Below are 23,374 nucleotides of genomic sequence, written 5' to 3'. Positions count from 1 at the left end.
GAGCCAGTCCGCACCGCCAACCATCCGAGGAAGGAAACCCACATGGCATCGAACGCCGAGGGCGCGGGCGACCTGCGTTCCTGGTTGACCCGCTGCGTCGCGGAGTACCTGCGCCGGCCCGAGGACGAGATCGACCCCACCGTCCGGCTCGCCGAGTACGGCCTGGACTCGGTCTACGCGCTCGCCCTCTGCGGCGACATCGAGACGCACCTGGACATGCGGCTCAGCGAGACCCTGGTCTGGGACCACCCCACCATCGACGAACTCACCGCGCACCTGACCGAACTGATCGCCGCGCAACAACCCGCGGGTGCCCGGTGACGACCATCGAGGCGGTCTCCGCCTATCTCCCGTCGGCAGTCGTACCGATCGAGGAGATCGGTGCCCAACTGGCGATGGACCCGAAGCAGGTGGCGACCTTCCGCCGCTTCTACGGCCTGTCCGAGGTGCGCTACGACCCGGACGGCGACCTGGCCCAGATGATGATCAACGCGGCCGGCAAGCTGACCGCGCTGACCGGACGCGAGAGCCAGGTCAGGTACGTGCTCCAGGCCCGCACGTTGCAGACCGTGGCGCCGTACCCGGAGAACCCGCTGCACCAGGTCCGCACCGCGCTCGGCCTGGAACACGCGGTCTCGTTCGCGGTCACCCAGCACGCCTGCGCGTCGGGGCTGCTCGCCGTGCACCTCGCCGGTGAGCTGCTGGCCGCCGACGGCGACCCGGACGCGTTGGCGCTGGTCTTCGCGGGGGAGAAGGCGTTCACCCCCACCGCGCAGCTCATCCCGAACACCACCTTCATGGGGGAGGGCTCGGCCGCCGTCCTGGTCGGCCTGAGCGGCGACCACGACCGGCTGCTGGGGTACGCCACCCGGACGTACGGGCAGTTCAACGCCGGTCTGCGGATGGACGCCGCGCGGGCCGCCGAGTTCGAGGCGATCTATCAGGACGGTCTCGCCGAGGTGGTCCTGGCAGCGGTCGAGCAGGCCGGTGTCGCGCTCTCCGACGTGCACCTGATCCTGCCGCACAACGTGAACCGGCTCTCCTGGGTGCGACTGTGCAAGCAGATCGGCTACCCGGTGGACCGGGTGCTGCTGGACAACGTCGCCTCGACCGGCCACTGCTTCTGCGCCGACTCCTTCATCAACTACCAGACGGCCCTGGAACTGGAGCGGCTCGCGCCGGGCGACCGCTACCTGATGGTCGCCGTCGGGCTCGGCGCGACCTTCTCCGCCATGGTCTTCGAGCACTAGGAGGCATGATGACCACACCGTTCATACCCCGGCTCAAGACCGCGGTGACCGGCGACCCGGACGCGCGTTTCGTCTTCCTCGGCAACTTCGAGGTGGAGGACGTGTGGGGCGAGGACGAGCCGGGCCTGCCCCGGATGGCGTTCGGCTCCGGCAGCGCGGTGGTGAACCGGATGGACGAGTTCGCGCTGCTGCTGGCCGGACCGGGTGACCGGGTCCTGCTCAAGGCCGCCCCCGACCCCGACTACCTGGCCTTCCTGACCGGCCTGGGCGTCCAGCTCCCGGAGATCCACACCGTGTCGGCGCAGAACCCGCAGCACACCGTCGCTCAGGACGTGCTCGCCGACTCCGACCTGCTCAGCCGGATCGCCGAGTGGGCGGAGCAGGGCGCGTACCTGTCGGTGCACGGCGTCTCGGTCCTGGAGGAGGAGATCGCCGCCCGCACCGGCATCCGGATCGCCGGCAGCTCCGCACAGACCTGCAAGGCGGTCAACAGCAAGGTCTACAGCCGGCAGGTCGCCGACGAGGTGGGCCTGCGGCAGCCGGCCGGTCGGGGCTGCGTCACGATCGCCGAGTGGTCGGCGGCGGTCGCCTGGGCCAAGGAGGTGCTGGCCGCCGGTCGCCGGGTGGTGGTGAAGGACGCGTACGGGGTCTCCGGCAAGGGCATCGTCGTGGTCGACGACCCGCGCCGGCTGGACCAGATGGACCGGATGGTGAGCCGCAAGGCCCGCACCACCGGCTCCGACCGGATCGCCCTGGTGGTGGAGGAGTTCGTGGCCAAGCGGGCCGACCTCAACTACCAGATGACCGTGGGACGCGACGGCGACGTCCGGTTCGACTTCGTCAAGGAGGCGATCACCGAGTCCGGCGTGCACAAGGGACACCGCATCCCGGCCCGGCTGGACGCGCGCCAGGAGGCGGAGATCCGGGAGGCGGCCCGGCTGCTCGGCGAGCGGCTGCACACCGACGGCTACGTCGGGGTGGTCGGCGTCGACGCGATGGTCGGCGACGACGAGCGCCTCTTCCCGGTCACCGAGATCAACGCCCGCAACAACATGTCCACCTACCAGCTCCCGTTGCAGGAGCGCTTCGTCCCCGCCGGCTGGGTGGCGCTGGCCCGGCAGTACCCGTTGCGGCTGTCCGAGCCGCTGCCGTTCAAGCGGCTGCACGGGGCGATCGGCGACGTCCTGCTCCCCCGGGCCGGCGAGGAGGGCGTCCTGGTGAACAACTTCGCCACGGTCAACGCCGCGGCCGGTGGCGAGGGCGGCTTCGACGGCCGGCTCTACGCGCTGGTCATCGCGCCGACCGAGGCGCGGGTGCGCCAGCTCGACGAACACGTGGCCGGCGTGGTCGCCGGCCTGACCGAAAGGACCGGATCATGACCGCCGAGCACGACGTGCAGGGCATCGGCATCACCGAGTTGGCCGAGCGATTCGGCACGCCGATGTTCGTCTACGACGGCGAGCAGTTGCGGCGGCAGTACCAGGGCCTGCGGGACCGGCTGCACCCCGACGTGGACATGTTCTTCTCGCTGAAGGCCAACCCCAACCTGTCGGTCTGCGCGGTGCTGCACGGCTACGGCGCGTGCGCCGAGGTGTCGTCGCTGACCGAGCTGATCACCGCGCGGCGGGCCGGGGTGGCACCCCGGGACATCATCTTCCTCGGGCCCGGCAAGAGCCGCGACGAGCTGGCCGCCTGCCTGCGTGAGCAGGTGTACGCGGTGGTCGTCGAGTCCTTCGGCGAGCTGGAACTGCTCAACGAGGTGGCCGCCGAACATGACGTCGTCGCGCCGGTCGCGCTCCGGGTCAACCCGGAGTTCGCGGTCAAGGGCGGCGGGCTGACCATGGGCGGCAAGCCGCGTCAGTTCGGCATCGACGAGGCGCAGCTCTTCGCCGCGCCCGACCTGGGCGCTTTCCCCCACATCCGGGTGATGGGCGTGCACGCCTACCTCGGCACCCGGATCCTGAGCGAAGAGGTCATCGCCGAGAACACCGCGCGGATCCTGGACCTCGCCGAGCGGCTGGCGCAGCGGCACGGCTTCCCGCTGGAGATGGTCGACATCGGCGGCGGGCTGGGCGTGGCGTACTTCGAGGGCGAGACCGACCTCGACCCGGCCCTGGTGGCCGAGCGGGTGAACCCGGTGGTCGAGGCGTTCCGCGACCGGCACCCGGACACCCGCGTGATCATGGAGCTGGGTCGGTACCTGACCGCGCCCGCCGGCGTCTACGTGGTGGGTGTCCGCTACGTCAAGGAGTCGATGGGCCAGCGCTTCGCCGTCGCCGACGGTGGCACCAACCACCACATGGCAGCCGTCGGGACCGGCTCCTTCGTCAAGCGCAACTACCCGATGGTCCTGCTCAACCGTCCGGCCGAGCCGGCCGTGGCGGAGTGGCAGGTCACCGGCCCACTCTGCACGCCCAACGACACGATCGGCAAGAACGTGCCGCTGCCCACGGTCCGTCCCGGCGACCTGATCGGGGTGCTGCGCTCCGGGGCGTACGGGCCGACCGCCTCCCCCGTGCACTTCCTCAGCCACGGCTACCCGGCCGAGGTGCTGGTCCACGAGGGACACGCCTACCTGGTCCGGCACCGGGACGATCCGGAGGACCTGCTCAGCCGACAGCCGACGCACGACGAGCTGGCCGCACCGGCCCGACTCGTGTCGACCGTCACCAGCAACGGACACCCCTCGAACGAAAGGATTCGCGTGTCATGACCGAGACGATTGTGCAGGGGCAGCCCCAGGCGCCGGCGGTGGACGAGGCCGTGGTGGCCAGCGTCCGCACCGCGCTCGCCGCCGTCCTCAAGCGGGACGTCGCCACCATCACCCCGGACACCCGGCTCTTCGACGACCTCGGGCTCGACTCGACCAGCGTGCTGGAGCTGCTGCTCGAACTGGAGAACGAGCTCGGCGCCGAGTTCGACCCGGACGACCTGGAACAGCGGCACTTCGAGACCGTCACCACCCTCTCCGAGTACGTCAACGAGCACGTGAGCCGCTGACCGTGTTCACCACAGTCGCACCACGGCTCGCCGCCGACCGGACCGGCCTCCTGCGGGTGCTGCCGGTCCGGCCGGCGGCGTCCGCCGTCCGCACCTTCCGCGGCAACGGGCCGATCGAGGACGACGGCCTGGACCGCTACCTCGCCGACATGGTGGGCGCCTACGGCCGCTCCTACGATCCGGAGTTCCTCGCCAGGGCCCAGGTCACCTCGTACACGACGATGGCGTCGGCGGTGGTGGCCGAGTTGACCTCGGGCGTGGACGCGCTGCGCCGGATCGTCCTCGCGTTCGCCACCCCGGACATCGACTCCCGGGCCTCGGCCGGGTGCTACCTGGTCGAGGCGGCGCCCGGACGGCCGACCGTGTTCTGCGTCAGCGACCAGGGTGTCACCGCGCCGTTCACCGCGCTGCGGCTGGCCGCCGACCACCTGCACGACGCCCCAGCCGACGCGCGTACCGCGGTGGTCGTCCTCGACCAGCGCAACCTCCCGTGGGAGGTGGACGCGGCCGAGCGGGTGCCGGCCGAGGACATCGCCGTCGCGTACGCCTTCCGGCCGACCGCGCCCGGCGATGCCGGCGTGCTGCTCGGTCAGCGCACCGAGGTCGACCCGGCGGCGGCAGCGGCGCTGCTGGCCGACGTCCTGGACGAGATCTCGGCCCACGACGGCCGACCGTTCGAGCTGGTGGCCGGGTACGACGTGCCGGTCACCGCCGAGGTCGCGCTGCGGGCCGAACGGGTGCACCGGGTCGCACCGGGCGCGCTCTGCACCGGTATCTGGACCACCGCCCGAAACCTGACCGGCCGGACCGTGTTGGCCGAGTACGACCCGGTGCTGCGCTACCTCAACGTGCTCGCCTGGGACCCGACGTGGTGACCGCGCAGGCGGTGGTCGCGCTGGCCGACTGCCGGACGGTCGCCCGCCGGGGCGGACTGGTGGCGGGCTGGACGGCGCTGGCGACCGCGACCGGCGCACCGGAGACGGTGCACGGGCCGCGCGGACACGGGCTGTGCCCGCCCGAGCGGCAGCACCTCTCCGGTGGGACGGACAACCGGCCCGCCGGGTGGGTGCTCGGCCTGACCTGGATGCGGCTCGGCGTCTCGCAGTGGCTGCTCGACCAGGCCCGGGAGTACCTGACCGGCCGGACCACCGGCGGTGTGCCGCTGATCCAGCAGCAACTGGTCCAGGGCAGTCTCGCCGAGATCGTCACCGAGCAGCAGGGCGTCGCCGCGGTCCTCGACGCGCTGGAGCACGACCTGGACCCGTCCCTCGCCGAGCACCTGCACCGGCAGCTCACCGACGCCGACCGTGCGTCGTTGCGGCTGCTCGGTGCCGGCGGCTTCCTGACCGACGGGCCGGGCGGGATCGCGCACCTGTCCGAACTACTGGCCGACGCGTACCTCGACGGAGTTGACCATGGCGATCATCGAGCCGGATGACCGGCTGCGCGTGCTGCGCGAGCACGCCCGGGAGTGGGCCACGGAGCTTCGGCCGTACGCCTTCGACCTGGAACGCGACCCGGACACCGTCTACCGGCACCTCGACCTGCCCGCAGTGAACTACGTCGGCAAGACGATGATCCCCGCGCACCTGCAACCGGACCCGATGCGGATCGGCAGGTACACGTACTACGGGAGTAGCGCCGTGGAGCGGGTGGTCGCCGCCGAGGAGATCGCCTTCGGCGACGCCGGGATGTTCCTCGCGTCACCGGGTGCCTCGCTCTCCGGCGTCCTGGTCGGGATGCTCGGCGACGAGACCCAGCAGGAGTGGTACTTCGGGCGGGTGCGGTCCCGTCCCACCTGGACGTTCTTCGCGCTGACCGAGCCGGCGCGAGGCTCGGACGCGATGTCGCTGAGTACCCGGCTGAGTAAGGCGCCGGACGGGTCGGCGACCCTGCACGGCGAGAAGCGGTACGTCGGCAACGCGACCCGCGCCGAGGTGGGCACGGTCTTCGCACGTACCGGCTCGGGGCCGCTCGGGGTGGTCGCGGTGCTGGTCGAGACCTCGGCTCCCGGCTACCACGCCCAGGCGCTGGATACCGTCGGCCTGCGCGGCGCGCAGATCAGCGCGATCCGCCTCGACGGCGTGCCGGTGGCACCCGGCCGGATCCTCGGCGCCCACCTGCCGGCCTCGGCACGCGGCATGTGGAGCGCACTGCGGACGTTCAACCTGTTGCGCCCCGGGGTGGCCGCCATCGCGTTGGGGATCGCACGAGCGGCCATCGAGTATGCTCGATCGCAATCGAAGCGAGGTCGGGACGAGCTGGACCGGCTGGGTCATCGCGTACACACCACACGCCAACTGATCCTGCGCGCCGCCCACGAGGTGGACCGGGATGCCCGCAACGGCTACTACGCCTCGGCCGCCAAGGCGCAGGCCGCCCAGCTCGCCGAGGAGGCCACCCAGCAGGCGTTGCGGATCCTCGGCCCGGGCTCCCGCTTCGAGCATCCCTGGCTGGACAAGCTGGCCCGCGACGCACGGGGGGTCGAGTTCATGGAGGGCACACGCAACGTGCAGCGACTCACCGTGTGTCACGCACTGACCAAGGGCAGGTTCGACGATGACTGAGTACCGCCGCCAGGTGCTGCGCCAGGCCTCGCCGATGGTCCTCGGCGACCTGGTGGGCGTCCTGGTCCCGCTCGTGGTGGTCGCCCTGATGAGCCGGATGGGCGACGACTCGCTCTACATCCGCTCGTTGTTCACCCCGATCATGTTCGTGATCATCGCCCTGCACGCCGGGCTCGCCGTACCGAACCAGGTCGCGTCGGCGCTCAGCGGCGACGATGCCGAGAGCCGGATCCGGGCGCTGGCCGGATTCGCCCGGATCGGCGCCGTGGCGTCGGTCGTGGTGCTGCTGCTGCTCGGCCTGGCCGCGCCCGGGATGGGCCAGTTGTTCGGGGTCGACGCGGGGGCGCAGAGCGACTTCGTGTGGTTCGTCCGGTGGGTCTGCCTGGCCGCGTTGCTCGGGCTCGGGTCGGTGCTCTGCGGCGCCACCCTGCGGGGTGCGGGACGCCCCCGGGAGGGAGCGGCGGTGCTGCTCGCCGCCGCCGCCGTGGAGGTCGTCGGCGTGGCCGCGCTCGGCCTGCCCGGCGGGCTGGGCCTGGGTCTGTGGTCGGTGCCGATCGCCATCGCCGCGTCCGGCGTGGTCGGCAGCGCACTCGGTGGCTACCTGCTGTGGCGTACCGGCGTCTGGCAGCCCGGCACGTCACTGGCCTGGCGACCCGACCTGCTCGGCCTGCTGGCCGGCGTGGGCCTGCCGGTCTTCGCGTCGTACGTGGCGATCTTCGCCAGCAACTTCGCGCTGACCTGGGTGGTGAGCGCCTTCGGCGCGACCGTGGTGTCCGGCTTCGCGGTGGCGTACGTGGTGCAGAGCGTGGTGATCGTCGCCGGTGTGGCGATCGGCGCGGCCACCGCGATCGTCGCCAACCAGTACCGGGGGGTCGGGGAGAGCCACCGGATGCCCGGCGTGCTACGCGCCGGTCTCCAGGTGACCGCCGGGTTCTACGTGGTCTGCGCCCTGCTGGTGTGGACCGGTCGGGACTGGCTGGCCAGGGTGACCGCGGCCGACCCGGCGGTGGCCGCCGAGGCGTCCCGCTACCTCGGCATCGTCGCACCCACCTTCGTGCTGATGGGCCTGGTCCTCGCCGCGCTCACGGTGCTGGAGCAGGTCGGCGGCGGACCACTCGCGATCGTCCTGAACGTCGTCTACTTCGGCGGCATCGTGGCGGTCGGCGGCTACCTGGCCCGGTCCGCCGGTGCGCCCGAGCCGCTGTACTGGACGATCGCGATCGCCAACCTGTTCGGCATCGCCGCCGTCTTCGCCACCGTCCTCTTCGTCCGTCGGAGGGCGGGCACCGCAACCCCGGAGACCACCGAGCACGACCAGGAAGCAAGGGAGGCGGCGGCATGGCGCGAATGACCCGGCAGGCGGTACGCGTCGACGGCGGGCGGGACGTACTCACCCCCACCACCCTGGGGCAGCGCAGCATCTGGGTGGACATCGACCGGCAGATGCCGGACACCTCCTTCTACAACTCGACGGTCTTCACGCCGGTGCCCGAGGGAGTGGACCTGCCGGGCGTGCTAGCCGCGCTGGGCGCCCTGGCCCGCCGGCACGAGGCGCTGCGCACCCTCTTCCATCGGGACCGAAACGGGAACCTGATGCAGCAGGTGATGGCCGCCGGTGAGCTGCCGGTGGAGATCTGCGAGGCCACCGCCGAGGACCCCGACCCACGGGCGCTCGTGGACGACCTGGAGGCGCGGGTCCGGGGGCACCGGTTCGACCACACGACCGAGTGGCCGATCCGGCCCGCCGTCGGCGTGCTGGACGGCGCACCCCGCGTGGTGATCACCTGCGTGTCCCACGCGGCCACCGACTACCTCGGCACCCGCGTGCTCGGGGCCGAACTGGCCCGGCTGCTGGCCGGCGAGGAGCTGCCTCCGCCCGGAATGCAGCCGGTCGAGCTGGCCGAGTTCGAGCGGAGCGAGCCCGGCCGGCGGGTCCAGGAACGGTCGTTGGCCTACTGGCGGGAGCAACTGGTGACCGCCCCGTCGGCGATCTTCGCGCCCCGCGAGCCGGACGAGCCCCGGTACGCCGTCGCCATGCTCAACTCCAGCGCGGTCAAGCTGGCCCTGGACGCCCTCGCCACCCGGTACGCCACCGGCAGCTCGGTCGTGCTGCTCACGGCCACCGCAAAGGTCCTCGGTCAGCGTACCGGCCACGACCGGGTGCCGATGATCCTGATCGCCGGCAACCGGCACCGGCCGGAGCTGCGGGGCTACGTCGGCAACCTGGTGCAGGACGTACCGGCCACGATCGACGTCTCCGCCGAGGACTTCGCCGTGCTGGTCAAGGGTTGCTGGGGTACGGCGATGAAGGCGTACCGCAGCGGGATCAGCGACCGGCAGAAGATCAGCGCGCTGCGCGGCACGCTGGCCGCGACGGCCGACCCGTCCTGCTACTTCAACGACCTGCGTCAGGCAGGGCCGGACACCGGCCGGATCGAGGAGGTGACCGCCGAGCGGCTGCGTACCGCGCGGGCGACCAGCCAACTCACCTTCGGTCCCGGGTACGAGGTGGACGAGCTGACCTTCTTCCTCAAGGTGATCGAGGACGGGCCGGACCGGCTGGAGCTGACCGTACGGGCCGACACCACCCGGCTCGGCCGCGACGACGCCGCCGAGATCCTGCGGGAGATCGAGGAGTTGCTGGTGACGGTGACGGCGCAGGAACGGGTCCTGGCGGCCACCGGAGCACCGTGATGCGGCGTCTCGACGGCGTCGTCCACGTCTGGCGGATGCCGCTGAGCCGCCGACTCCCCGATGATCCGGATCCGGAACACCTGCTGGACCCGCACGAGCGTCGCCGGGCCGACCGGCTCGGCGACGCTCGGCTGCGCCGCCGCTACGTCCACGCGCACGCCACCAGTCGGCTGATCCTCGGCGGCTACCTCGGCGTACCGCCGGAGGAGGTGGTCTGGCATCGAGGTCGGCACGGGAAGCCGGCGCTGCTCGGGCGGCCGGAGACGAAGGTCAACCTGACCCACTCCGCCGACCTGGCCCTGCTGGCGGTCACCACCGGCCGGGAGGTCGGGGTCGACGTGGAACGCCTCGCCCGCCCCGACCCGGACGACACGCCGTCACCGGTGGGCCGGTTGGCGACGCGGTTCTACCCACCGGACGAGGCGTCCCGGGTCGGCCGCGCGCGCGGGCCGGCCCGGGACTGGTGGTACCTCCGCTACTGGACCCGCAAGGAGGCCTGCGTGAAGGCCAGCGGTGGACGGCTGGTGCAGGGGTTGCCGGTACGGGTCGCCGGATCGCACCCGTACGGTCGCGGCCTGCGCTGCCGGGGTGGGACCGGCCTGCCCGGCCCGTGGGTGGTGCGGGATCTCACGCTCGGCGACCGGCACCTGGCCGCGGTCGCGTTGACCGGGACCGCCGACTACCGGGTGGTGATGCGCACCTGGCCGGGTCTACGCCGGTTCGGCCTGGATGAGTCGTTCCCGCAGGGCGATCGCCACGGCGAGCGTGCGGTTCGGTGAGTCCAGTTTGGTCATGATGCTGCCCACCAGGCGCTTGGCACCGTGTTCCGAGACACCGAGTCGACGGCCGATCTGCCGGTTACTCAGCCCCTCGGCGAGCAGCGCCAGTGTCTCCCGCTCCCGGGCGGTGAGCACCGGAGCCCGGCCACGTTCCCGCCGCGTCGGGCCGGTGGCCAGCTTGAGCAGGTGCCGGCTCAGCTCCGCGGGCACCACCAACTGGCCGTCGGCCACCTGCGCCAGGGTCCGGTGCAGGGACTCCGGCGTCAGGTCCGCAGCCAGCAGGTAGCCGTCCGGGGTCAGCCACCGCACGATGTCCACCTGGTCCGGCTCGTCGAGCAGCACGAGGAGCTTGTGCTGCCGCCCGTCGTCGTGTCGCCCCAGCCTGTCGGCGTGGCTCAGGGCCCGGGGCGAGGCGATGACCACGTCCGCACCGTCCGGTCCGGCTGTCCACCGCACCTTCGGCACCTGCTGGACGACCGCCGCCACACCGCGCCAGGTCACCTCGTTGTCGACCACCACGGCGATCGTCAGTTCGTCAGCAGGCAGTGCCGGCCGGTACCCGGCGGACATCACCGGCCAGATCATCTTCTGTGCCATTCCCCCGTCTCGCTTCCGCTCGATCGAAACAGCATCGCAGGGTCACCATAAACAGCCGGCATTGGCCACAGTAGTGGTAGATACGGAGGTGGTGCTTTAACCAGGCGAAGGTGGAGGACGGTGTACGACGAAAGTAGCAGACGGATATCCCGTGGTTGTCGGAGCCGAATCGCCACCTACCCCACCGAGGATAGATGCATCAATTCCGTGTCGCTATTCGAGGGGTGCCGATGTCCATTCAGTCGATTGCGGGTCCACTGTCGGGCGGTTCCCTGTCCCGCGTCGTCGGCCTCTCGTTCTCGGAGAGCCGTCCGGTGGTGCAGGCCGTCTTCCAGCTCCGCTTTCTGACCGGGGCGATGCTGGCCGCCCCGCCGTTGCACCCGCCCGAAGTACGGGACCTGACAGTCGGTGCGCTGGCCTGGCTCTGCGCCACCTGGCAGGTGTATCTGCTCAACGGCCTCTGCGACCGCACCGAGGACCGGCACAACGGGTCCGCCCGGCCGCTCGCCACCGGCGCGCTGTCCGCCGCCTCGGCCGGTGGCGCGGCAACCGCCCTCAGCCTGCTCGCGATGACCCTCGGAGTGCTCGTCTCCCCCGGCTTCGCCGTGCTGGTGGCGGCCATGCTGGCACTCGGCTGGCTCTACTCGGCGGCGCCCCGGCCGCAGAAGGCCAACCTGCCCGGCTTCGTCGCCGTGGTGGTGGCCGGCGGCCTCGTCACCTACCTGGCCGGGTGGTACGCCGCCGGCGGCGGTGTACCGGACTCACGGGCGGTCGCGGTGGCCGTCGCGCTGTCGCTCTGGATGGGCCTGGTGGGGATGACCAAGGACCTGCCGGACGTGGCCGGCGACCGGCTGGCCGGCCGGCACACTCTGCCGATCGTGCTGCCCGAACGCCTCGCACGCTGCCTGCTCGCCACCGGCGCGCTGCTCGTGGCGGCAGGACTGGCCACGGTCGCCGCCACCGAACCGACCCTGCTACCGCCGGCCGGACTACTGTTGGCCGGTGCGGTGGTGCTGAGCGTCTGCGTGCTGACCCGGATCAGCCACGGCGACCGCAGCCGCCGACGCCGCCCCTACCGGGCCTTCATGGTCACCCAGTACGCGGTGCACCTCACGGTGATCACCCAGTGTCTGGCGATCTGAGTCAGCGGGAGAGCCGCTGCCCGTCGGAGATGATCCGGCGGGCGACGGCCTTACGGATCGCGTCCACCCGGGAAACGGCGTTGAGCTTGGCGTACGCGTTGGTCAGGTGCCGTTTCACAGTGGCCTCGGCGATGTGCAGCCGGGAAGCGATCTGCTGGTTGCTCAGCGCGCCCGCGGCGAGGACCAGGACCTCCCGCTCCCGCTGGGTCAGCGCCGTGCCCGGCCCGCCCGAGCCGGGCGGCCGGCGGTCCAGTTGCTCGACCGTGCCCCGCGAGACCGCCAGCAGGATGTTCGCCGACGGGCGGCGCACCGACCGGACCGCCGCCAGCAACTCGTCCCGCAGGATCGTCTTCAGCATGTACGCGCTGGCGCCGGCCTCGAGCACCTCACGGACCAGCTCGGCGTCGTCGTGCATGGTGAGCACGATGATCTGCACGTCGCGGCACTGGTGCAGCACCTGCCGGATGGTCTCCGTCACGCCCGCCCCGGGCATCTCGACGTCGAGCAGCAGCACGTCCGGCTCGTGGGCGACGACCAGCTCGACCGCCTCCGGGCCGCTGCCGCCCTCACCGACGATCTGGATGTCCCGGTCGGTGCCGAGCACCTCCTTGAGGCCCTCGCGGAACAGGTTGTGGTCGTCCACCACCACCACGCGGATGGTGCCCGACGTGTTCATCCTTCCGGACCGTAGAGCGGCACCTCGACCGCGACAACGGTGCCGCTGCCGGGTGCGGAGGTGATGGTGAACCGGCCGTTGAGCAGGTCGGCGCGCTCGGCCATGGACCGGAGCCCGAAACCGGCGGTCTGCGCGTCGATCAGGTCGAAGCCACGACCGTCGTCGATCACCTCGGCGTTGATCGCGTCCTCCGAGGCGACGATCGTGATGCGCAGCTCGGTGGCCTCGCCGTGCCGTACCGCGTTGCGGGCGGCCTCGCGCAGGATCAGGTACAGCTCCTCACCGACCTCGCGGGGCATGACCTTGACGTCACCGGTGACGGTCAGTCCGGTGCGGATGGTGGCCGGCACGCTGGACGCGAGATACCCCCGCAGGGCCGGCTCGATGCCGTCCGCACCGAACGAGCGGCGCAGTTCCGCGGTCAACTCCTGCACGGTCTGCAACGCCTCCCTCATCTCGTGCATCGCCGCGCCGACCTTGGCGTCGGACCGCAGGCGGTCCTGCGTGCCGTAGTGGCGGGACAGGTCGAGGTTCTGCAGGGCGAGGCCGATCGAGTGGCCGAGCCGGTCGTGCAGGTCGCGTGCGATCCGGCGACGCTCCTCGCGGCGCGACGCCTGCAACTTCTCGATCAGGTAGTTCACGTACGCCAGCGAGGAGAGCGACACCCGCCGGGAGATGGCGTCGTGCAGGGCGAGGCTGACGGCCGCGACCCGGGCCGGGTCGGTGATGACGTATCGGCGCAGAATGATCGGCAACGCGACCTCGAAGAGCAGCGCGGCGGCCCGCAACGACTCGATCGGATGGATGTTTCGCAGCGCCCGGTCCACGCCGATCTCGGTGGGCAGCAGCGTGTGGTTGACGACCTCGTCGATATCGGCGGGCGGGTCGGCGTTCGACACCGGCAGGTCGAACTGCTCCGCCACGTCGGCGACGATCGCGTGAACGTTGCGCTGCAACTGACCGAGCACCGGCGCGTTCCGGGTCAGCGCGATCGAGGCGGACTCCAGGCGCCGGTGATGTTCACGGAAGATCTCTTCGGCCAGGCCGACGTGCTTATTTGTCTGATAACCCACGCGCTGTCCCTGTATTCGATTCCACTGTTAAGGCTCACAAAAATTCCTACACCGTGTCACCGTGCGTGGATCCGTTTACGGGATCGTTTCGTGGGAGCGCTCCCGAGGCGTTCACTCTAACAGGAGACATGGGTCACAGCAAGCAAGGTGCGCGTCTGCCGCCCCTGCCGGGGCGCGCTGAGCGACCGTCCCCACACGGCAGATCGCCGCCGACACCAGGCAGAACCGCCGATTCTCGAAGCGCCCACCCGGACGACGATAAAACCGTTTTACCCCGACCGATCGGCAGATATTCGGAAACCGATGTGTGCGACCCGAGAAGTGATCGCCTGAATCGTGGACCACTCCACGTCGAACGGCGAACAATCATTGGCCGAAAGGGGGATTGGGGGCACCCGACGAACCCGGCGACGGCCAACTTTCGTCCCCTGTGGACGTGCGGCTTCGCCGAGCGGCGCGCCGAGTCGACGGACTGTCGGGGGCGTACGCCATGCTGCCGCCATGAACTCGTCGCCGCAGTGGCTCAGCCGCTACCGCAGGGGTCAACGGGAGCAGGTCTGGCACGAGCTGCACCAGTGGGGCAGCACGATCCGACACCGTCCCGAGCTGGCCGAGGAAGCACAGTCGGTCTGCGACGAGATGGCGCTCCGGGCCCGGCAGAACGTCGAGGCCGTGGTGGAGCGGCTGACCGTCGCGGGCTACCGGTTCCACGAGAACGACGACGAGCAGACGCCGGTGCAGCGACCGTACGTCCCGCCGACCGCGCAGGCCGACGCGCACGCGGACTGGCTCCGGGACCGGTTCGGCGCGGTGCCGATGACGATGTGCTCCTGGGTCCGGCTGGTGGGTGACGTGTGGCTGATCGGCACGCATCCGGAGTGGGCCACCTCGGCATCGGCCGACCCGCTGGTGATCGAGCTGGAGGGATCCCGCCACCCCGGCGGGTCGTCCATCCGCGATCACCACGACGAGGAGTGGAGCGCCTGGCAGGAGGAGCAGGAAGCCGACGAGGAACCCGGGGTGTTCGTGCTCCCGGTGGCGCCGGACCGGCTGCACAAGGAGAACACCAGCGGCGGCGGGCCGTACGGCTTCGTCCTGCCCGACGGATGCGTGGACGGGCTGTTCGTCGGCGAGACGACGACCTCGTTCGTCGCCTACCTGAACCAGGTCTTCGGCAGTGGCGGCTTCCCCTGGCCGACCGGCTCGGAAGGCGAGTGGCAGGTGAAGCGGGCCCTGGCCGAGGGCCTGCTACCGCTCTGACCGCTCCCGGCACCACACCCGGGCGGCGTCACCCCCGGGCGCGTTCGAGGCCGTCGAAGAGCAGGTCGAGGGTGAACTCGAACTCGACCTGACTGTCGCACCACCCGAGCGTGGGGTCATCCGCGTCGTGCGCCTCAGCGGCCATCATCGCCGTCAGGTGGGGCAGCTTCTCGGCCATCGCGGCCAACTCCGCTTCGGCGACGTCGACGTCGGTCGTCCCGCCGGCCGCAGCCGGCCGGAACACCTCCTGGGCGAAGCCGAGCGCGAGACTGCCGAACGCGTGCAGGGCGCGGTGCGCGATTCGGTAGGAGAAACCGCCCTCGCGCAGCGTGGCGATGATCTGGTCGTAGTAGGCGTACACCCCGGCGGGCACGGTCGGGCGGGAACCGAGCAGACCGGGCGCCCACGGGTGGCGCAGCATCACCGCGCGGGCGGCGAGGAAGCGCTGTCGCAGACGGGTGCGCCAGTCGTCGCCGGCCACCGTCGCGTCGGCGGCCTCCGCAGCGGCCTCGATCTCGGCGATGACCGCTTCCGCCAGGCCGTCGAGCAGTCCCTCCTTGCCGGGCAGGTGGTAGTAGAGCGACATCGCCTCGACGCCGAGCCCGGCGGCCAGGCGACGCATCGTCAGCGCGGCCAGCCCCTCCGCGTCCACCAGCGCGATCGCCGCCGCGAGGGCACGCTCACGACTCAGCGGCTCCCGAGGTCTTCTCGCTCCCATCCGACCCCCATCTTCCCTTTACCTTACATCGTATGATTGCCTTACGTCGTAAGGCGCTGCTTACCCGACCCGACACCGGCCGCGGCGACGCGCATCTCGAAGGAGTCTCCCCATGCACCCCCTGATCCGCACCGCCCGCGCGACCGGGTTGTTCTACCTCAGCCTCGCCATTGCCGGCGCACTGGGCTTCCTGACCGTCCGGCCACAGGTCTTCGCCGCCGGCGACGCCGACGCGACCCTGGCCCACCTGGTCGGCAACGAGTCCCTCGCCCGCGTCGGGATCGCCCTCGAACTGCTCGTGGTCCTCGCCCAGACGTTCACCGCCGTATGGTTCTACCGTCTGTTCCGTGCCGTCGACGCCACCGCCGCCGGCAGCATCGCCGTCTTCGGCATGGTCAACGCCGTCGCGATCCTGGGCAGCGCCGCGCTGCTCGCGACCGCAGTCGAGGTGGCGACCGACCCGTTCGGCGACGCCGCCAGCACCGTGCAACTGCTGTACCTGGTCAGTGGTCACCTCTGGACGGTCGGCGGGATCTTCTTCGGCCTCTGGCTGATCCCGATGGGCTGGTGCGTGCTCCGCTCGGGCTGGCTGCCCCGTGCCCTCGGCTGGATCCTCGTCGTCGGCGGTGCCGGTTACCTGCTCAACGCGTTTGTCGCGTACCTCGTCCCCGGTGCCGGAATCCTCGCCGACCTGCTCGTCGTCCCGGCGACCGTGGGCGAGTTCTGGATCCTCGGTTACCTGATCGTCCGGGGCGTACGGCGGTCGGCGCTGACCGAGCCGGCGCGAGCCGCAGCCACGAAGGCCGCCTGAGGAACGCGGACGCCCGGCCGGCGGTGACGCGCGGGCCGGCCGGGCCGCCGTGTCGTTGATCCGGTATGTGCCCGCCGCCCGCCGGCCACCACGGTGGGGGCGCCAACGACCGGAAGGGACGCCGATGACCAGTGAACGCGAGACCGTGGAGGTGGACCCCACGCTGTTCCAGGCCGTCTACGATTCACCCGCGTCGCTGCCCGGCCGGCACCGCTGGACCACCCCGGAGGCCGACGTCCGACGGATCGAGAAGCTGCTCGGTATGCCGCCGCGCACCATCGGCGCACCGCTCTGGGTCAGCGGTGACCAGCCGGACTGCCCCAAGTGCGGTCGCCGGATCACCTGGTACGACATCGTCGCCTCGACGCTGAAGGGTGTGCACGACCCGGCGATGATCGCCACCGTGATCCTTGGGGACCGCCGGTACGTCAACACCGGGCTGCCCGCCGCCATCCCCGGCGTACGCTGCTCCGACTGCCGCTCGCCGATCGACGGACTCCGCAGCTTCAAGTGCCACAACTGGGCGTACGCCTTCGAGGAGCTGACCGCGATACAGCAACGCATGACCGGCAACTAGACCCCGGAGGCAAGGAAGGGACCCTTCCTATACACCAGGCGTTAGTAGGGGACCCTTCCTTACACAGCTTCCTTACACAGCGGCGGCGCGGTGGGTGGGGCGGCGGCCGGGAGGGGCGGTCGGCTCGGCGCCGAAGTCGGGCACCTGCGGCATCGGCCGGCGTACCGGGGTCCCGGCGACCACCCGCACCTGCTCGCCGTGGTGCCACAGGTCGACGGCGGTGTCGGCGGGAGCGTCGGGCAGCTCGTAGCGGGCCTCCTCGGTGGTGAGCGTGACCAGCAGCCGGTGCCCGCGCCAGCACAGGCTGAACGCCAGCCGCTCGATCCGGTCGGGCAGCCGAGGATCGAACGAGAGCAGCTCACGGTCGTCGCGCATCCCGCCGAAGCCCTGCACCAGCGCCAGCCACGAGCCGCCCAGCGAGGCCAGGTGCAGCCCGTCGCCCGTCTTGTCACCGAGGTCCAACAGGTCCTGCAACACCGACTCGGCGAACATGTCGTACGCCAGGTCGAGGTGACCCAGTTCGGCGGCGAGCACCGCCTGCGGCGCGGCGGACAGCGACGAGTCCCGGACCGTACGCGCCTCGTAGTAGGCGAAGTTCGCCGCCTTCTCCTCGGCGGTGAACTCGCCGGGGCAGCGCAGCATGGCCAGCACCAGGTCGGCCTGCTTGACCACCTGACGGCGGTACAGCTCCAGGTAGGGGAAGTGCAGCAGCAGCGGGTAGTCGTCGTCACCGGTGCCGGCGAAGTCCCACTCCGGTTGGCTGGTGAAGCCGGCCGCCTGCTGGTGCACCCCGCGCTTGGCGTCGTACGGCAGCACCATCGCGTCGGCCGCCGCCCGCCAGCCGGCCACCTCGGCCGGGTCCACACCCAACCGACCGGCCGCCTCCGGGTACCGCTCGGCGGCGTCCGCCGCACCGCGCAGGTTCCGCCGGGCCATCAGGTTGGTGAACGCGTTGTCGTCGACGAGTGCGGCGTACTCGTCCGGGCCGGTGACGCCGAAGATGTGGAAGCCGCCGTCGTCGGTAAAGTGCCCGAAGCCACGCCAGAGCCGGGCACCGGCCACCAGCAGCTCCAGCCCGGCCCCGGCCCGGAACTTCTCGTCGCCGGTGGCACCGGCGTAGCGCAGCACCGCGTCGGCGATGTCGGCGTTGACATGCAGCCCGGCGGTGCCCGCCGGCCAGTAGCCGGAGCACTCCTGGCCGCCGATGGTCCGCCACGGGAAGGTGGCGCCGGTCAGCCGCAGCTCCGCCGCGCGTTCCCGCGCCTGGGGCAGGTGCGCGTACCGCCAGCGCAGGGCCGAGCGGGCCACCCCGGGGGCGACGTACGTCAGCACCGGCAACACGTACTGCTCGGTGTCCCAGAGCACGTGCCCGTCGTACCCGTTGCCGGTCAGCCCCTTGGCCGGGATGCTCGACGCGCCGTCCGGCCGGCCCGCCTGGATCAGGTGGAACATGGCGAACCGGATCGCCAGTTGCAGTTCCTCGTCGCCTTCGAGCACCACGTCGGCGGTCCGCCAGGCGGTGTCGAGGGCCGCCCGTTGTTCGGCGAGCAGGGTGGTGAAGCCTGTCTCGCGGGCGGCGTCCGCCTCGGCCGTCACCTGGTCGGCGAGGTCCACGGCGGCGGTGCCGTCGACCGGTACCCACTCGTACGCCACGTACTTGGTCAGGCGTGCCCGCTCGCCGGGCGCAACCGTCCCGGCAAGGGTGAGCCGGATCCGGTCCGGGGTGGCGTCGGTGCTGATGGCGATCTGGTCGGGGGCCGACGGCCGGTGCGCCACGGCGACGGCGACCCGCTGGTCACTGTGCTCGGTGCGGTGCACCAGCACCCCGTCGGCGCCGTCGACGTGGTGCCGCTCGGCGATCAGCGGATCGTGGACGATCGACGCGGCCCGGGGGTCGTCGGCGCGTTGCGGGACCCGCTCGTTGGCCAGCAGGTCCGCGCAGATCCGCAGATCGACCGCGTCGTCCAGGGGTTCCACCGTCCAGTCCAGCGCGGCCACCCGGCGACGCGGCAGCGACACCAGTCGGGTGCTGCGTACCCGCACCCCCTGCCCGGCCGGCGAGATCCACTCGGTGACCCGTTCCACCACCCCGGCCCGCAGGTCGAGCACCTGCTCGTGGGTGCGGAGCGTTCCGATGCGGATGTCCAGCGGTTCCCCGCCGACCCAGAGCCGGACGAGGGTGGCGTTCGGCGCGCTGATCACGGTGTCGCTGAGCTGCGGGAAGGCGTACCCGTCCTCGGGGTAGTTGAGCGCCCGCCGCTCGTGGAACCCGTTGAGGTAGCTGCCCGGCATGTCGCAGGGGTCGCCCTCGTCGAGGGTCCCGCGCCACCCCACCCAGCCGTTGCTGAGCGCGAAGATCGATTCGGTCTCGCCGAGCCGGTCCAGGTCGTCCTGGGTACGAAGGATCCGCCACCGGTCGTCCGGCGCCGACGACGGCCGGTCGGGGGTGCCTTGCACAGCGCCTCCTGGGTTGCGACGACGTACCTGCGGACCGTCAATCCACTGCGGACGGTCCTGCCCCTGACTGCTGCCCGCAAGGCGCTTCCGTCCGGAATCTCGTCCGCAAATCCGGACAGAGGCGCTTCAGTATCAGCAGGTCAGCGCGGTCGTTACTCACTGTAGTTGTCGGATCGGCAGCCGCTCGTGGCAGGAATGCAGCATCTAAAGAGGAAATCCATCTGGGACCGCTGGCGTCCGAGCACCCACGGAGCACCCACGGGCCGATCAGCTGACGGCAAGGTGATCGGGTAGTTGCACCGTCGGCACCGCCATCGTCTTGGCTAGAGTCTCGCCGTGGTTGTGGTCAACACGGTTGAGAAGTTCGGCGTGGATGATTTCCTCGTACGCTCGTGGGACCTGCCGTCAGAGGTCACCGAGCCGCTGCGCGCGCATGTCGAGGTGACGCCCGACGGGTGGGTCGTGGACGTGTGGCCCATGACAGCGCAGCTCGCCGTCATCGTGCAGCCTTGGGTTGATGAGCCCATTGGTGTCGAGTCGGGTTCCTGGTTCGTCAGCTCTGCCCAGGTCGCTGCTTGAGGCGAGTCATCGGTGTCATCAGAGCCAGATGACGGCGGCGATGAGGACGAGGCTTGCTCGGTAGAGGGATGCGCGTTTGGCGTATCGGGTGGGCCAGGTCACGCCACTGCTTGAGGCGGTTGAAGCAGCGTTCCACGACGTTGCGCTTGCGGTAGGTCGCCTTGTCGAAGGCCGGTGGTCGCCCGCCGGTGCTGCCTTTGGCGGCACCGGCGGGCGACCTGGTCCGAGCGTTGCGGGATGACGTGCCGGATCCCCCATTGCCGTAGCGCACGTCTGGTGGTGTCGTGCGCGTAGCCTTTGTCGGCGATCAGCACATCGGGGCGCTTGCGGGGGCGACCGGGGCCGGGCTCGTTGACGCGGATCGCGTCCAGCAGCGCCAACAACTGCGGGTTGTCGCCGGCTTGGCCGGGGGTGAGCAGGATCGACAGCGGCCGTCCACGTCCGTCGACGGCGAGGTGGATCTTCGTGCTCAGCCCGCCGCGGGATCGGCCGATGGCCTCGCCATCTTGCGTACCAGGCGTCCCCGGACTTGCCACGGTGCGAAGCGTTCCGGTAGATCACGCCACGGCGCACCCGTACGCAGTTTCCACAGAATCCCGTCAATGACCTGGCGGTGATCCCGCCACCGCCCCCGCGACCCGCCAAGCTCCGGCAGCAGCGACGCGATCACCGCCCACGCCTCATCGGTCAGTTCACCACGACGCACCACCGGCACATCGTCAACGATCAACCACCACAAGATCGGCAGGACACGCCCTAACCACCACCGCTCCGGGCAGACAACCCAAGCCCCGGGGCGCGCGTCCCGCAGCCGACACAGCTGCCCATAGCGGCCCGAGTCGTGGCAGGCGGGTCCATTGCTGCCACCCAGAGAGGCCGGCGATGCCCTGTCGGATCCGGTCGTCGGGCTCAGGATTGGGCACGTTCCAGTCAGACGTTCCTGTCCGACCGTCGGCGACCAGCGACTCGGGGCGACGCGCTCGCGTATGGCGATACGGTGAGCGCTACCGGAACCACATCTTGCCGCACACCTGATGACGACCCAGCGGACAGGGCTACATGCGGGAGGGACGCGATGGACGCCATCGAACAGAACAGCAGCCGGCTAGCGGTCCTCATCGACGCCGATAACGCCCAGCCGGCGTTGATCGTGCCGCTGTTGGCCGAGGTCGCCAAGTACGGCACCGCGCATGTGAAGCGGGCCTACGGTGACTGGACCGGCACCGGCCTGCGCAGCTGGAAGGAGCACCTTCTCGCCCAGTCAATCCAACCGTTTCAGCAGTTCGCCTACACCAGCGGTAAGAACGCCACCGACGCCGCTCTGATCATCGACGCGATGGACCTTCTCTACACCGGCCGTTTCGACGGCTTCTGCATCGTCTCCAGCGACAGCGACTTCACTCGCCTGGCCTCCCGCATCCGCGAGTCCGGGCTCACCGTCTACGGCTTCGGGGAACGTAAGACACCCCAATCCTTTGTCGCCGCCTGCGACAAGTTCGTCTACACCGAGAACCTCACCTATGACCAACCGGCCACACCGGTCGCGGCCGCCGTGATCAAGCCCCGAACATCTCCACCCGTTGCCCCACTCACGACCGACACCGCCCTTATGGCCCTGCTCCGCGCCGCCGTCGACGCCGCCTCCGGCGACGACGGCTGGGCACACCTCGCTGCCGTCGGCCACATCCTCACGAAACGCCGCCCCGACTTCGACTCCCGCACCTACGGATACCCCAAGCTGACCGACCTCGTCGAGGCCACGGGCGGGTACGAAGTCGACCGCCGCATCCCCGGCGGCGGCAAGCCCGCCATCGTCTACATCCGCCTCCATACCCACAGCACACCCAAACGACCCACCAACCCATAGCCCGCCCTGGCGAGGGGCAGCTGCCTCAAGCGCTACATCAGCCGGCAACTCTTCCGGACCCTGAACAGCGCCCGGGATCCCCGACAGGGTCACCTTCGCCACCAAGCCGCAACTGGCACGCCGTCTGATCGAAGCCGCGGTCACCGGTGGACTGCCATGCCGGTGGGTCGCCGGCGACGAAGCCTATGGCGGTGACCCAAACCTGGCCGCCGCATTACGCGGCCACCATCTGGGTTACGTCCTCGCGGTCGCCTGCTCGCATCACGTCCCGACCGGCATCGGCGTCCAACGAGCCGACCAGATCGCAGCCGACCTGCCGAAACAGGCATGGCAGCGGCTCTCGGCAGGCGACGGCGCCAAAGGCCACCGCTACTACGACTGGGCGTTCATCACCCTGCCCCTGGCCGTCGACCAGCACGCCGGACACCACTGGCTGCTGATCCGCCGCAACCGGACCGCCGATGAACTGGCGTTCTATCGCTGCTGGTCACCGCGACTCGTCCCGTTGCCTCAACTGGTGTCGGTCGCCGGATCTCGATGGCGGATCGAGGAATCGTTCCAATCGGCGAAGACCGGTCTCGGCCTCGACCAGCATCAACACCGTCGCTGGCGGGCCTGGCACCGCTGGACCACCCTGGTCATCGCCGCTCACGCGTTCCTGGCCGCCGCAACCACCGTCAGCACCACCACCGCAGAGGGCATGACCGCGATCACCGCCAACGAACTCCGCCGGCTCTTCCACGCCCTGATCATCGAACCCGCACGCCGCACCGCGAACCTCATCGCCTGGTCCATCTTCCGACGTCGACACCAGGCCACAGCGAGAAACAGCCACTACGCCCGCCAAGCCCTCGGGGGTGGCAGTCGCTCGCGGCGGGAATCCAGCAACTAAAGAGGGAGTCCATCTGGGGTCGCTGGCATCCGAGCACCCACGAGCCGGCGCCCGGCGTGGGCCGTTCGGCGGAGCGGCCGGCAGCGGCGGCTCACTCGCAGCGATCCTCGCCGCCCCGCCCGTACGCCTCGCAGCAATCCCCGCGATGCCGATAGACCCGAAGGTCCCGGCCACCCCGGTGGCCGCGCTCGAGGGTGATCTGGTGCAGGCATGCACGCCACACCACGGTCTCCCCGCTTCCGCGCATCACCTGCCCGTCACCTGGCCCGCCGCGCAGCAGCACGTCCATCCTCCGACGATACGGCTCGACGTCGCCAAGACCCAGGTGTTACCGAGTCCGCCGCCCCCACAGGACCCGCACCTGACGTCCGGTGCGGGTCTCCGCGACTGGCCGACCGTCCCGAGACCGGCTCTGTCGGTGGCCTAGGCCGAAAC

24 protein-coding genes and 1 pseudogene are annotated in these 23,374 nt (G+C 70.7%); 18 read left to right on the top strand and 7 right to left on the bottom strand.

Annotation, left to right across the window (positions count from 1 at the left end; all coding sequences use genetic code 11):
* Nucleotides 1-42: 42 nt before the first annotated feature.
* Genes ID554_RS15915 through ID554_RS15865 form a run of 11 tightly spaced genes read left to right on the top strand, consistent with a single transcriptional unit; the run spans nt 43 to nt 10,290 of the window.
* Nucleotides 43-321, top strand: a complete 279-nt coding sequence (locus ID554_RS15915) for an acyl carrier protein (protein ID WP_117229873.1) — start codon at nt 43-45, stop codon at nt 319-321.
* Entirely contained in the window at nt 318-1,250 is a 933-nt protein-coding gene (locus ID554_RS15910; protein WP_117229874.1) for a 3-oxoacyl-[acyl-carrier-protein] synthase III C-terminal domain-containing protein, read from the top strand. The genes ID554_RS15915 and ID554_RS15910 overlap by 4 nt, the downstream gene beginning before the upstream one ends.
* Before the next feature lie 8 nt (nt 1,251-1,258).
* Entirely contained in the window at nt 1,259-2,629 is a 1,371-nt protein-coding gene (locus ID554_RS15905) for a preATP grasp domain-containing protein (RefSeq protein ID WP_223884101.1), read from the top strand.
* Nucleotides 2,626-3,963, top strand: coding sequence for a type III PLP-dependent enzyme (locus ID554_RS15900; RefSeq protein ID WP_117229876.1), 1,338 nt, complete (start codon nt 2,626-2,628; stop codon nt 3,961-3,963). The genes ID554_RS15905 and ID554_RS15900 overlap by 4 nt, the downstream gene beginning before the upstream one ends.
* Nucleotides 3,960-4,250, top strand: a complete 291-nt coding sequence (locus tag ID554_RS15895) for an acyl carrier protein (RefSeq protein WP_117229877.1) — start codon at nt 3,960-3,962, stop codon at nt 4,248-4,250. The genes ID554_RS15900 and ID554_RS15895 overlap by 4 nt, the downstream gene beginning before the upstream one ends.
* 2 nt (nt 4,251-4,252) lie before the next feature.
* Nucleotides 4,253-5,125 (top strand): hypothetical protein, encoded by an 873-nt coding sequence (locus ID554_RS15890; protein WP_158573798.1) that lies wholly within the window; start codon nt 4,253-4,255, stop codon nt 5,123-5,125.
* Nucleotides 5,119-5,688: an acyl-CoA dehydrogenase family protein gene (locus tag ID554_RS31720; protein ID WP_223884100.1), complete on the top strand. Its 570-nt coding sequence runs from the start codon at nt 5,119-5,121 to the stop codon at nt 5,686-5,688. The genes ID554_RS15890 and ID554_RS31720 overlap by 7 nt, the downstream gene beginning before the upstream one ends.
* Nucleotides 5,666-6,817 (top strand): acyl-CoA dehydrogenase family protein, encoded by a 1,152-nt coding sequence (locus ID554_RS15880; RefSeq protein WP_117229878.1) that lies wholly within the window; start codon nt 5,666-5,668, stop codon nt 6,815-6,817. The genes ID554_RS31720 and ID554_RS15880 overlap by 23 nt, the downstream gene beginning before the upstream one ends.
* Nucleotides 6,810-8,168 carry an MATE family efflux transporter gene (locus tag ID554_RS15875; RefSeq protein ID WP_117229879.1) on the top strand — a complete coding sequence of 453 codons (1,359 nt, stop codon included), beginning with the start codon at nt 6,810-6,812 and terminating at the stop codon, nt 8,166-8,168. Before ID554_RS15880 ends, ID554_RS15875 begins: the two co-directional genes overlap by 8 nt.
* Entirely contained in the window at nt 8,156-9,511 is a 1,356-nt protein-coding gene (locus tag ID554_RS15870; RefSeq protein ID WP_117229880.1) for a condensation domain-containing protein, read from the top strand. The genes ID554_RS15875 and ID554_RS15870 overlap by 13 nt, the downstream gene beginning before the upstream one ends.
* Nucleotides 9,511-10,290 carry a 4'-phosphopantetheinyl transferase family protein gene (locus ID554_RS15865; protein WP_147333532.1) on the top strand — a complete coding sequence of 260 codons (780 nt, stop codon included), beginning with the start codon at nt 9,511-9,513 and terminating at the stop codon, nt 10,288-10,290. Before ID554_RS15870 ends, ID554_RS15865 begins: the two co-directional genes overlap by 1 nt.
* Here ID554_RS15865 and ID554_RS15860 read toward each other — a convergent pair.
* A complete protein-coding gene (locus ID554_RS15860) occupies nt 10,222-10,887 on the bottom strand; it encodes a helix-turn-helix transcriptional regulator (protein WP_117229882.1) in 666 nt (221 codons plus the stop codon). The genes ID554_RS15865 and ID554_RS15860 overlap by 69 nt on opposite strands.
* Nucleotides 10,888-11,117: 230 nt before the next feature.
* On the opposite strand from ID554_RS15860, the gene ID554_RS15855 reads away from it, so the two are divergent.
* Nucleotides 11,118-12,029, top strand: coding sequence for a UbiA family prenyltransferase (locus tag ID554_RS15855; protein ID WP_117229883.1), 912 nt, complete (start codon nt 11,118-11,120; stop codon nt 12,027-12,029).
* A gap of 1 nt (nt 12,030) precedes the next feature.
* On the opposite strand, the gene ID554_RS15850 is transcribed toward ID554_RS15855, so the two are convergent.
* Both ID554_RS15850 and ID554_RS15845 read right to left on the bottom strand, forming a co-directional pair.
* Complete coding sequence (locus tag ID554_RS15850) at nt 12,031-12,705, bottom strand: response regulator (protein WP_117229884.1); 675 nt, start codon at nt 12,703-12,705, stop codon at nt 12,031-12,033.
* Complete coding sequence (locus ID554_RS15845; protein WP_117229885.1) at nt 12,702-13,778, bottom strand: sensor histidine kinase; 1,077 nt, start codon at nt 13,776-13,778, stop codon at nt 12,702-12,704. Before ID554_RS15845 ends, ID554_RS15850 begins: the two co-directional genes overlap by 4 nt.
* Nucleotides 13,779-14,279: 501 nt before the next feature.
* Here ID554_RS15845 and ID554_RS15840 point away from each other — a divergent pair.
* Nucleotides 14,280-15,038 carry a hypothetical protein gene (locus tag ID554_RS15840; RefSeq protein WP_117229886.1) on the top strand — a complete coding sequence of 253 codons (759 nt, stop codon included), beginning with the start codon at nt 14,280-14,282 and terminating at the stop codon, nt 15,036-15,038.
* A 28-nt stretch (nt 15,039-15,066) separates the two neighbouring features.
* Here the strand turns inward: ID554_RS15840 and ID554_RS15835 are convergent, their stop codons facing one another.
* Nucleotides 15,067-15,756 (bottom strand): TetR/AcrR family transcriptional regulator C-terminal domain-containing protein, encoded by a 690-nt coding sequence (locus tag ID554_RS15835; protein WP_117229887.1) that lies wholly within the window; start codon nt 15,754-15,756, stop codon nt 15,067-15,069.
* Between the two features lie 112 nt (nt 15,757-15,868).
* Here ID554_RS15835 and ID554_RS15830 point away from each other — a divergent pair, with 112 nt between their 5' ends.
* Together ID554_RS15830 and ID554_RS15825 are read left to right on the top strand one after the other, a co-directional pair.
* The gene (locus ID554_RS15830; RefSeq protein WP_117229888.1) at nt 15,869-16,567 is read left to right on the top strand and encodes a DUF4386 domain-containing protein; all 699 of its coding nucleotides are present in this window, start codon (nt 15,869-15,871) and stop codon (nt 16,565-16,567) included.
* A gap of 124 nt (nt 16,568-16,691) precedes the next feature.
* Complete coding sequence (locus ID554_RS15825; protein ID WP_117229889.1) at nt 16,692-17,144, top strand: hypothetical protein; 453 nt, start codon at nt 16,692-16,694, stop codon at nt 17,142-17,144.
* A gap of 72 nt (nt 17,145-17,216) precedes the next feature.
* Here the strand turns inward: ID554_RS15825 and ID554_RS15820 are convergent, their stop codons facing one another.
* Complete coding sequence (locus ID554_RS15820) at nt 17,217-19,601, bottom strand: glycoside hydrolase family 65 protein (protein ID WP_117229890.1); 2,385 nt, start codon at nt 19,599-19,601, stop codon at nt 17,217-17,219.
* A gap of 336 nt (nt 19,602-19,937) precedes the next feature.
* On the opposite strand from ID554_RS15820, the gene ID554_RS15815 reads away from it, so the two are divergent.
* The gene (locus tag ID554_RS15815; protein ID WP_117229891.1) at nt 19,938-20,180 is read left to right on the top strand and encodes a hypothetical protein; all 243 of its coding nucleotides are present in this window, start codon (nt 19,938-19,940) and stop codon (nt 20,178-20,180) included.
* 18 nt (nt 20,181-20,198) lie between these two features.
* Here ID554_RS15815 and ID554_RS15810 read toward each other — a convergent pair.
* Nucleotides 20,199-20,886: pseudogene (locus tag ID554_RS15810) on the bottom strand (IS5 family transposase).
* Nucleotides 20,887-21,255: 369 nt separating this feature from the next.
* Between ID554_RS15810 and ID554_RS15805 the strand changes: the two are divergent.
* Nucleotides 21,256-22,047 (top strand): NYN domain-containing protein, encoded by a 792-nt coding sequence (locus ID554_RS15805; protein ID WP_117229892.1) that lies wholly within the window; start codon nt 21,256-21,258, stop codon nt 22,045-22,047.
* Between the two features lie 76 nt (nt 22,048-22,123).
* Nucleotides 22,124-22,939: an IS701 family transposase gene (locus ID554_RS15800; RefSeq protein ID WP_223884673.1), complete on the top strand. Its 816-nt coding sequence runs from the start codon at nt 22,124-22,126 to the stop codon at nt 22,937-22,939.
* Nucleotides 22,940-23,030: 91 nt separating this feature from the next.
* Here ID554_RS15800 and ID554_RS15795 read toward each other — a convergent pair whose 3' ends face one another.
* A complete protein-coding gene (locus ID554_RS15795; protein WP_117229893.1) occupies nt 23,031-23,228 on the bottom strand; it encodes a hypothetical protein in 198 nt (65 codons plus the stop codon).
* Between the last annotated feature and the right edge of the window lie 146 nt (nt 23,229-23,374).

Origin of the sequence: Micromonospora craniellae, assembly GCF_014764405.1 — a bacterium.
Classification (GTDB): domain Bacteria; phylum Actinomycetota; class Actinomycetes; order Mycobacteriales; family Micromonosporaceae; genus Micromonospora; species Micromonospora craniellae.
The sequence above is the reverse complement of the archived record's forward strand: the minus strand, read 5'-3'. Positions and strand labels throughout refer to the sequence as shown.

Bases quoted from the DNA above. Each gene is read 5' to 3' on its own strand.
- ID554_RS15825 (WP_117229889.1), top strand. From the start codon at position 16,692: ATGACCAGTGAACGCGAGACCGTGGAGGTGGACCCCACGCTGTTCCAG.
- ID554_RS15895 (WP_117229877.1), top strand. From the start codon at position 3,960: ATGACCGAGACGATTGTGCAGGGGCAGCCCCAGGCGCCGGCGGTGGAC.
- ID554_RS15905 (WP_223884101.1), top strand. From the start codon at position 1,259: ATGACCACACCGTTCATACCCCGGCTCAAGACCGCGGTGACCGGCGAC.
- ID554_RS15840 (WP_117229886.1), top strand. From the start codon at position 14,280: ATGAACTCGTCGCCGCAGTGGCTCAGCCGCTACCGCAGGGGTCAACGG.
- ID554_RS15880 (WP_117229878.1), top strand. From the start codon at position 5,666: ATGGCGATCATCGAGCCGGATGACCGGCTGCGCGTGCTGCGCGAGCAC.
- ID554_RS15915 (WP_117229873.1), top strand. From the start codon at position 43: ATGGCATCGAACGCCGAGGGCGCGGGCGACCTGCGTTCCTGGTTGACC.
- ID554_RS15900 (WP_117229876.1), top strand. From the start codon at position 2,626: ATGACCGCCGAGCACGACGTGCAGGGCATCGGCATCACCGAGTTGGCC.
- ID554_RS15795 (WP_117229893.1), bottom strand. From the start codon at position 23,228: ATGGACGTGCTGCTGCGCGGCGGGCCAGGTGACGGGCAGGTGATGCGC.
- ID554_RS15870 (WP_117229880.1), top strand. From the start codon at position 8,156: ATGGCGCGAATGACCCGGCAGGCGGTACGCGTCGACGGCGGGCGGGAC.
- ID554_RS15865 (WP_147333532.1), top strand. From the start codon at position 9,511: ATGCGGCGTCTCGACGGCGTCGTCCACGTCTGGCGGATGCCGCTGAGC.
- ID554_RS15850 (WP_117229884.1), bottom strand. From the start codon at position 12,705: ATGAACACGTCGGGCACCATCCGCGTGGTGGTGGTGGACGACCACAAC.
- ID554_RS15835 (WP_117229887.1), bottom strand. From the start codon at position 15,756: ATGGGAGCGAGAAGACCTCGGGAGCCGCTGAGTCGTGAGCGTGCCCTC.
- ID554_RS15805 (WP_117229892.1), top strand. From the start codon at position 21,256: ATGGACGCCATCGAACAGAACAGCAGCCGGCTAGCGGTCCTCATCGAC.
- ID554_RS15875 (WP_117229879.1), top strand. From the start codon at position 6,810: ATGACTGAGTACCGCCGCCAGGTGCTGCGCCAGGCCTCGCCGATGGTC.
- ID554_RS15860 (WP_117229882.1), bottom strand. From the start codon at position 10,887: ATGGCACAGAAGATGATCTGGCCGGTGATGTCCGCCGGGTACCGGCCG.
- ID554_RS15830 (WP_117229888.1), top strand. From the start codon at position 15,869: ATGCACCCCCTGATCCGCACCGCCCGCGCGACCGGGTTGTTCTACCTC.
- ID554_RS15855 (WP_117229883.1), top strand. From the start codon at position 11,118: ATGTCCATTCAGTCGATTGCGGGTCCACTGTCGGGCGGTTCCCTGTCC.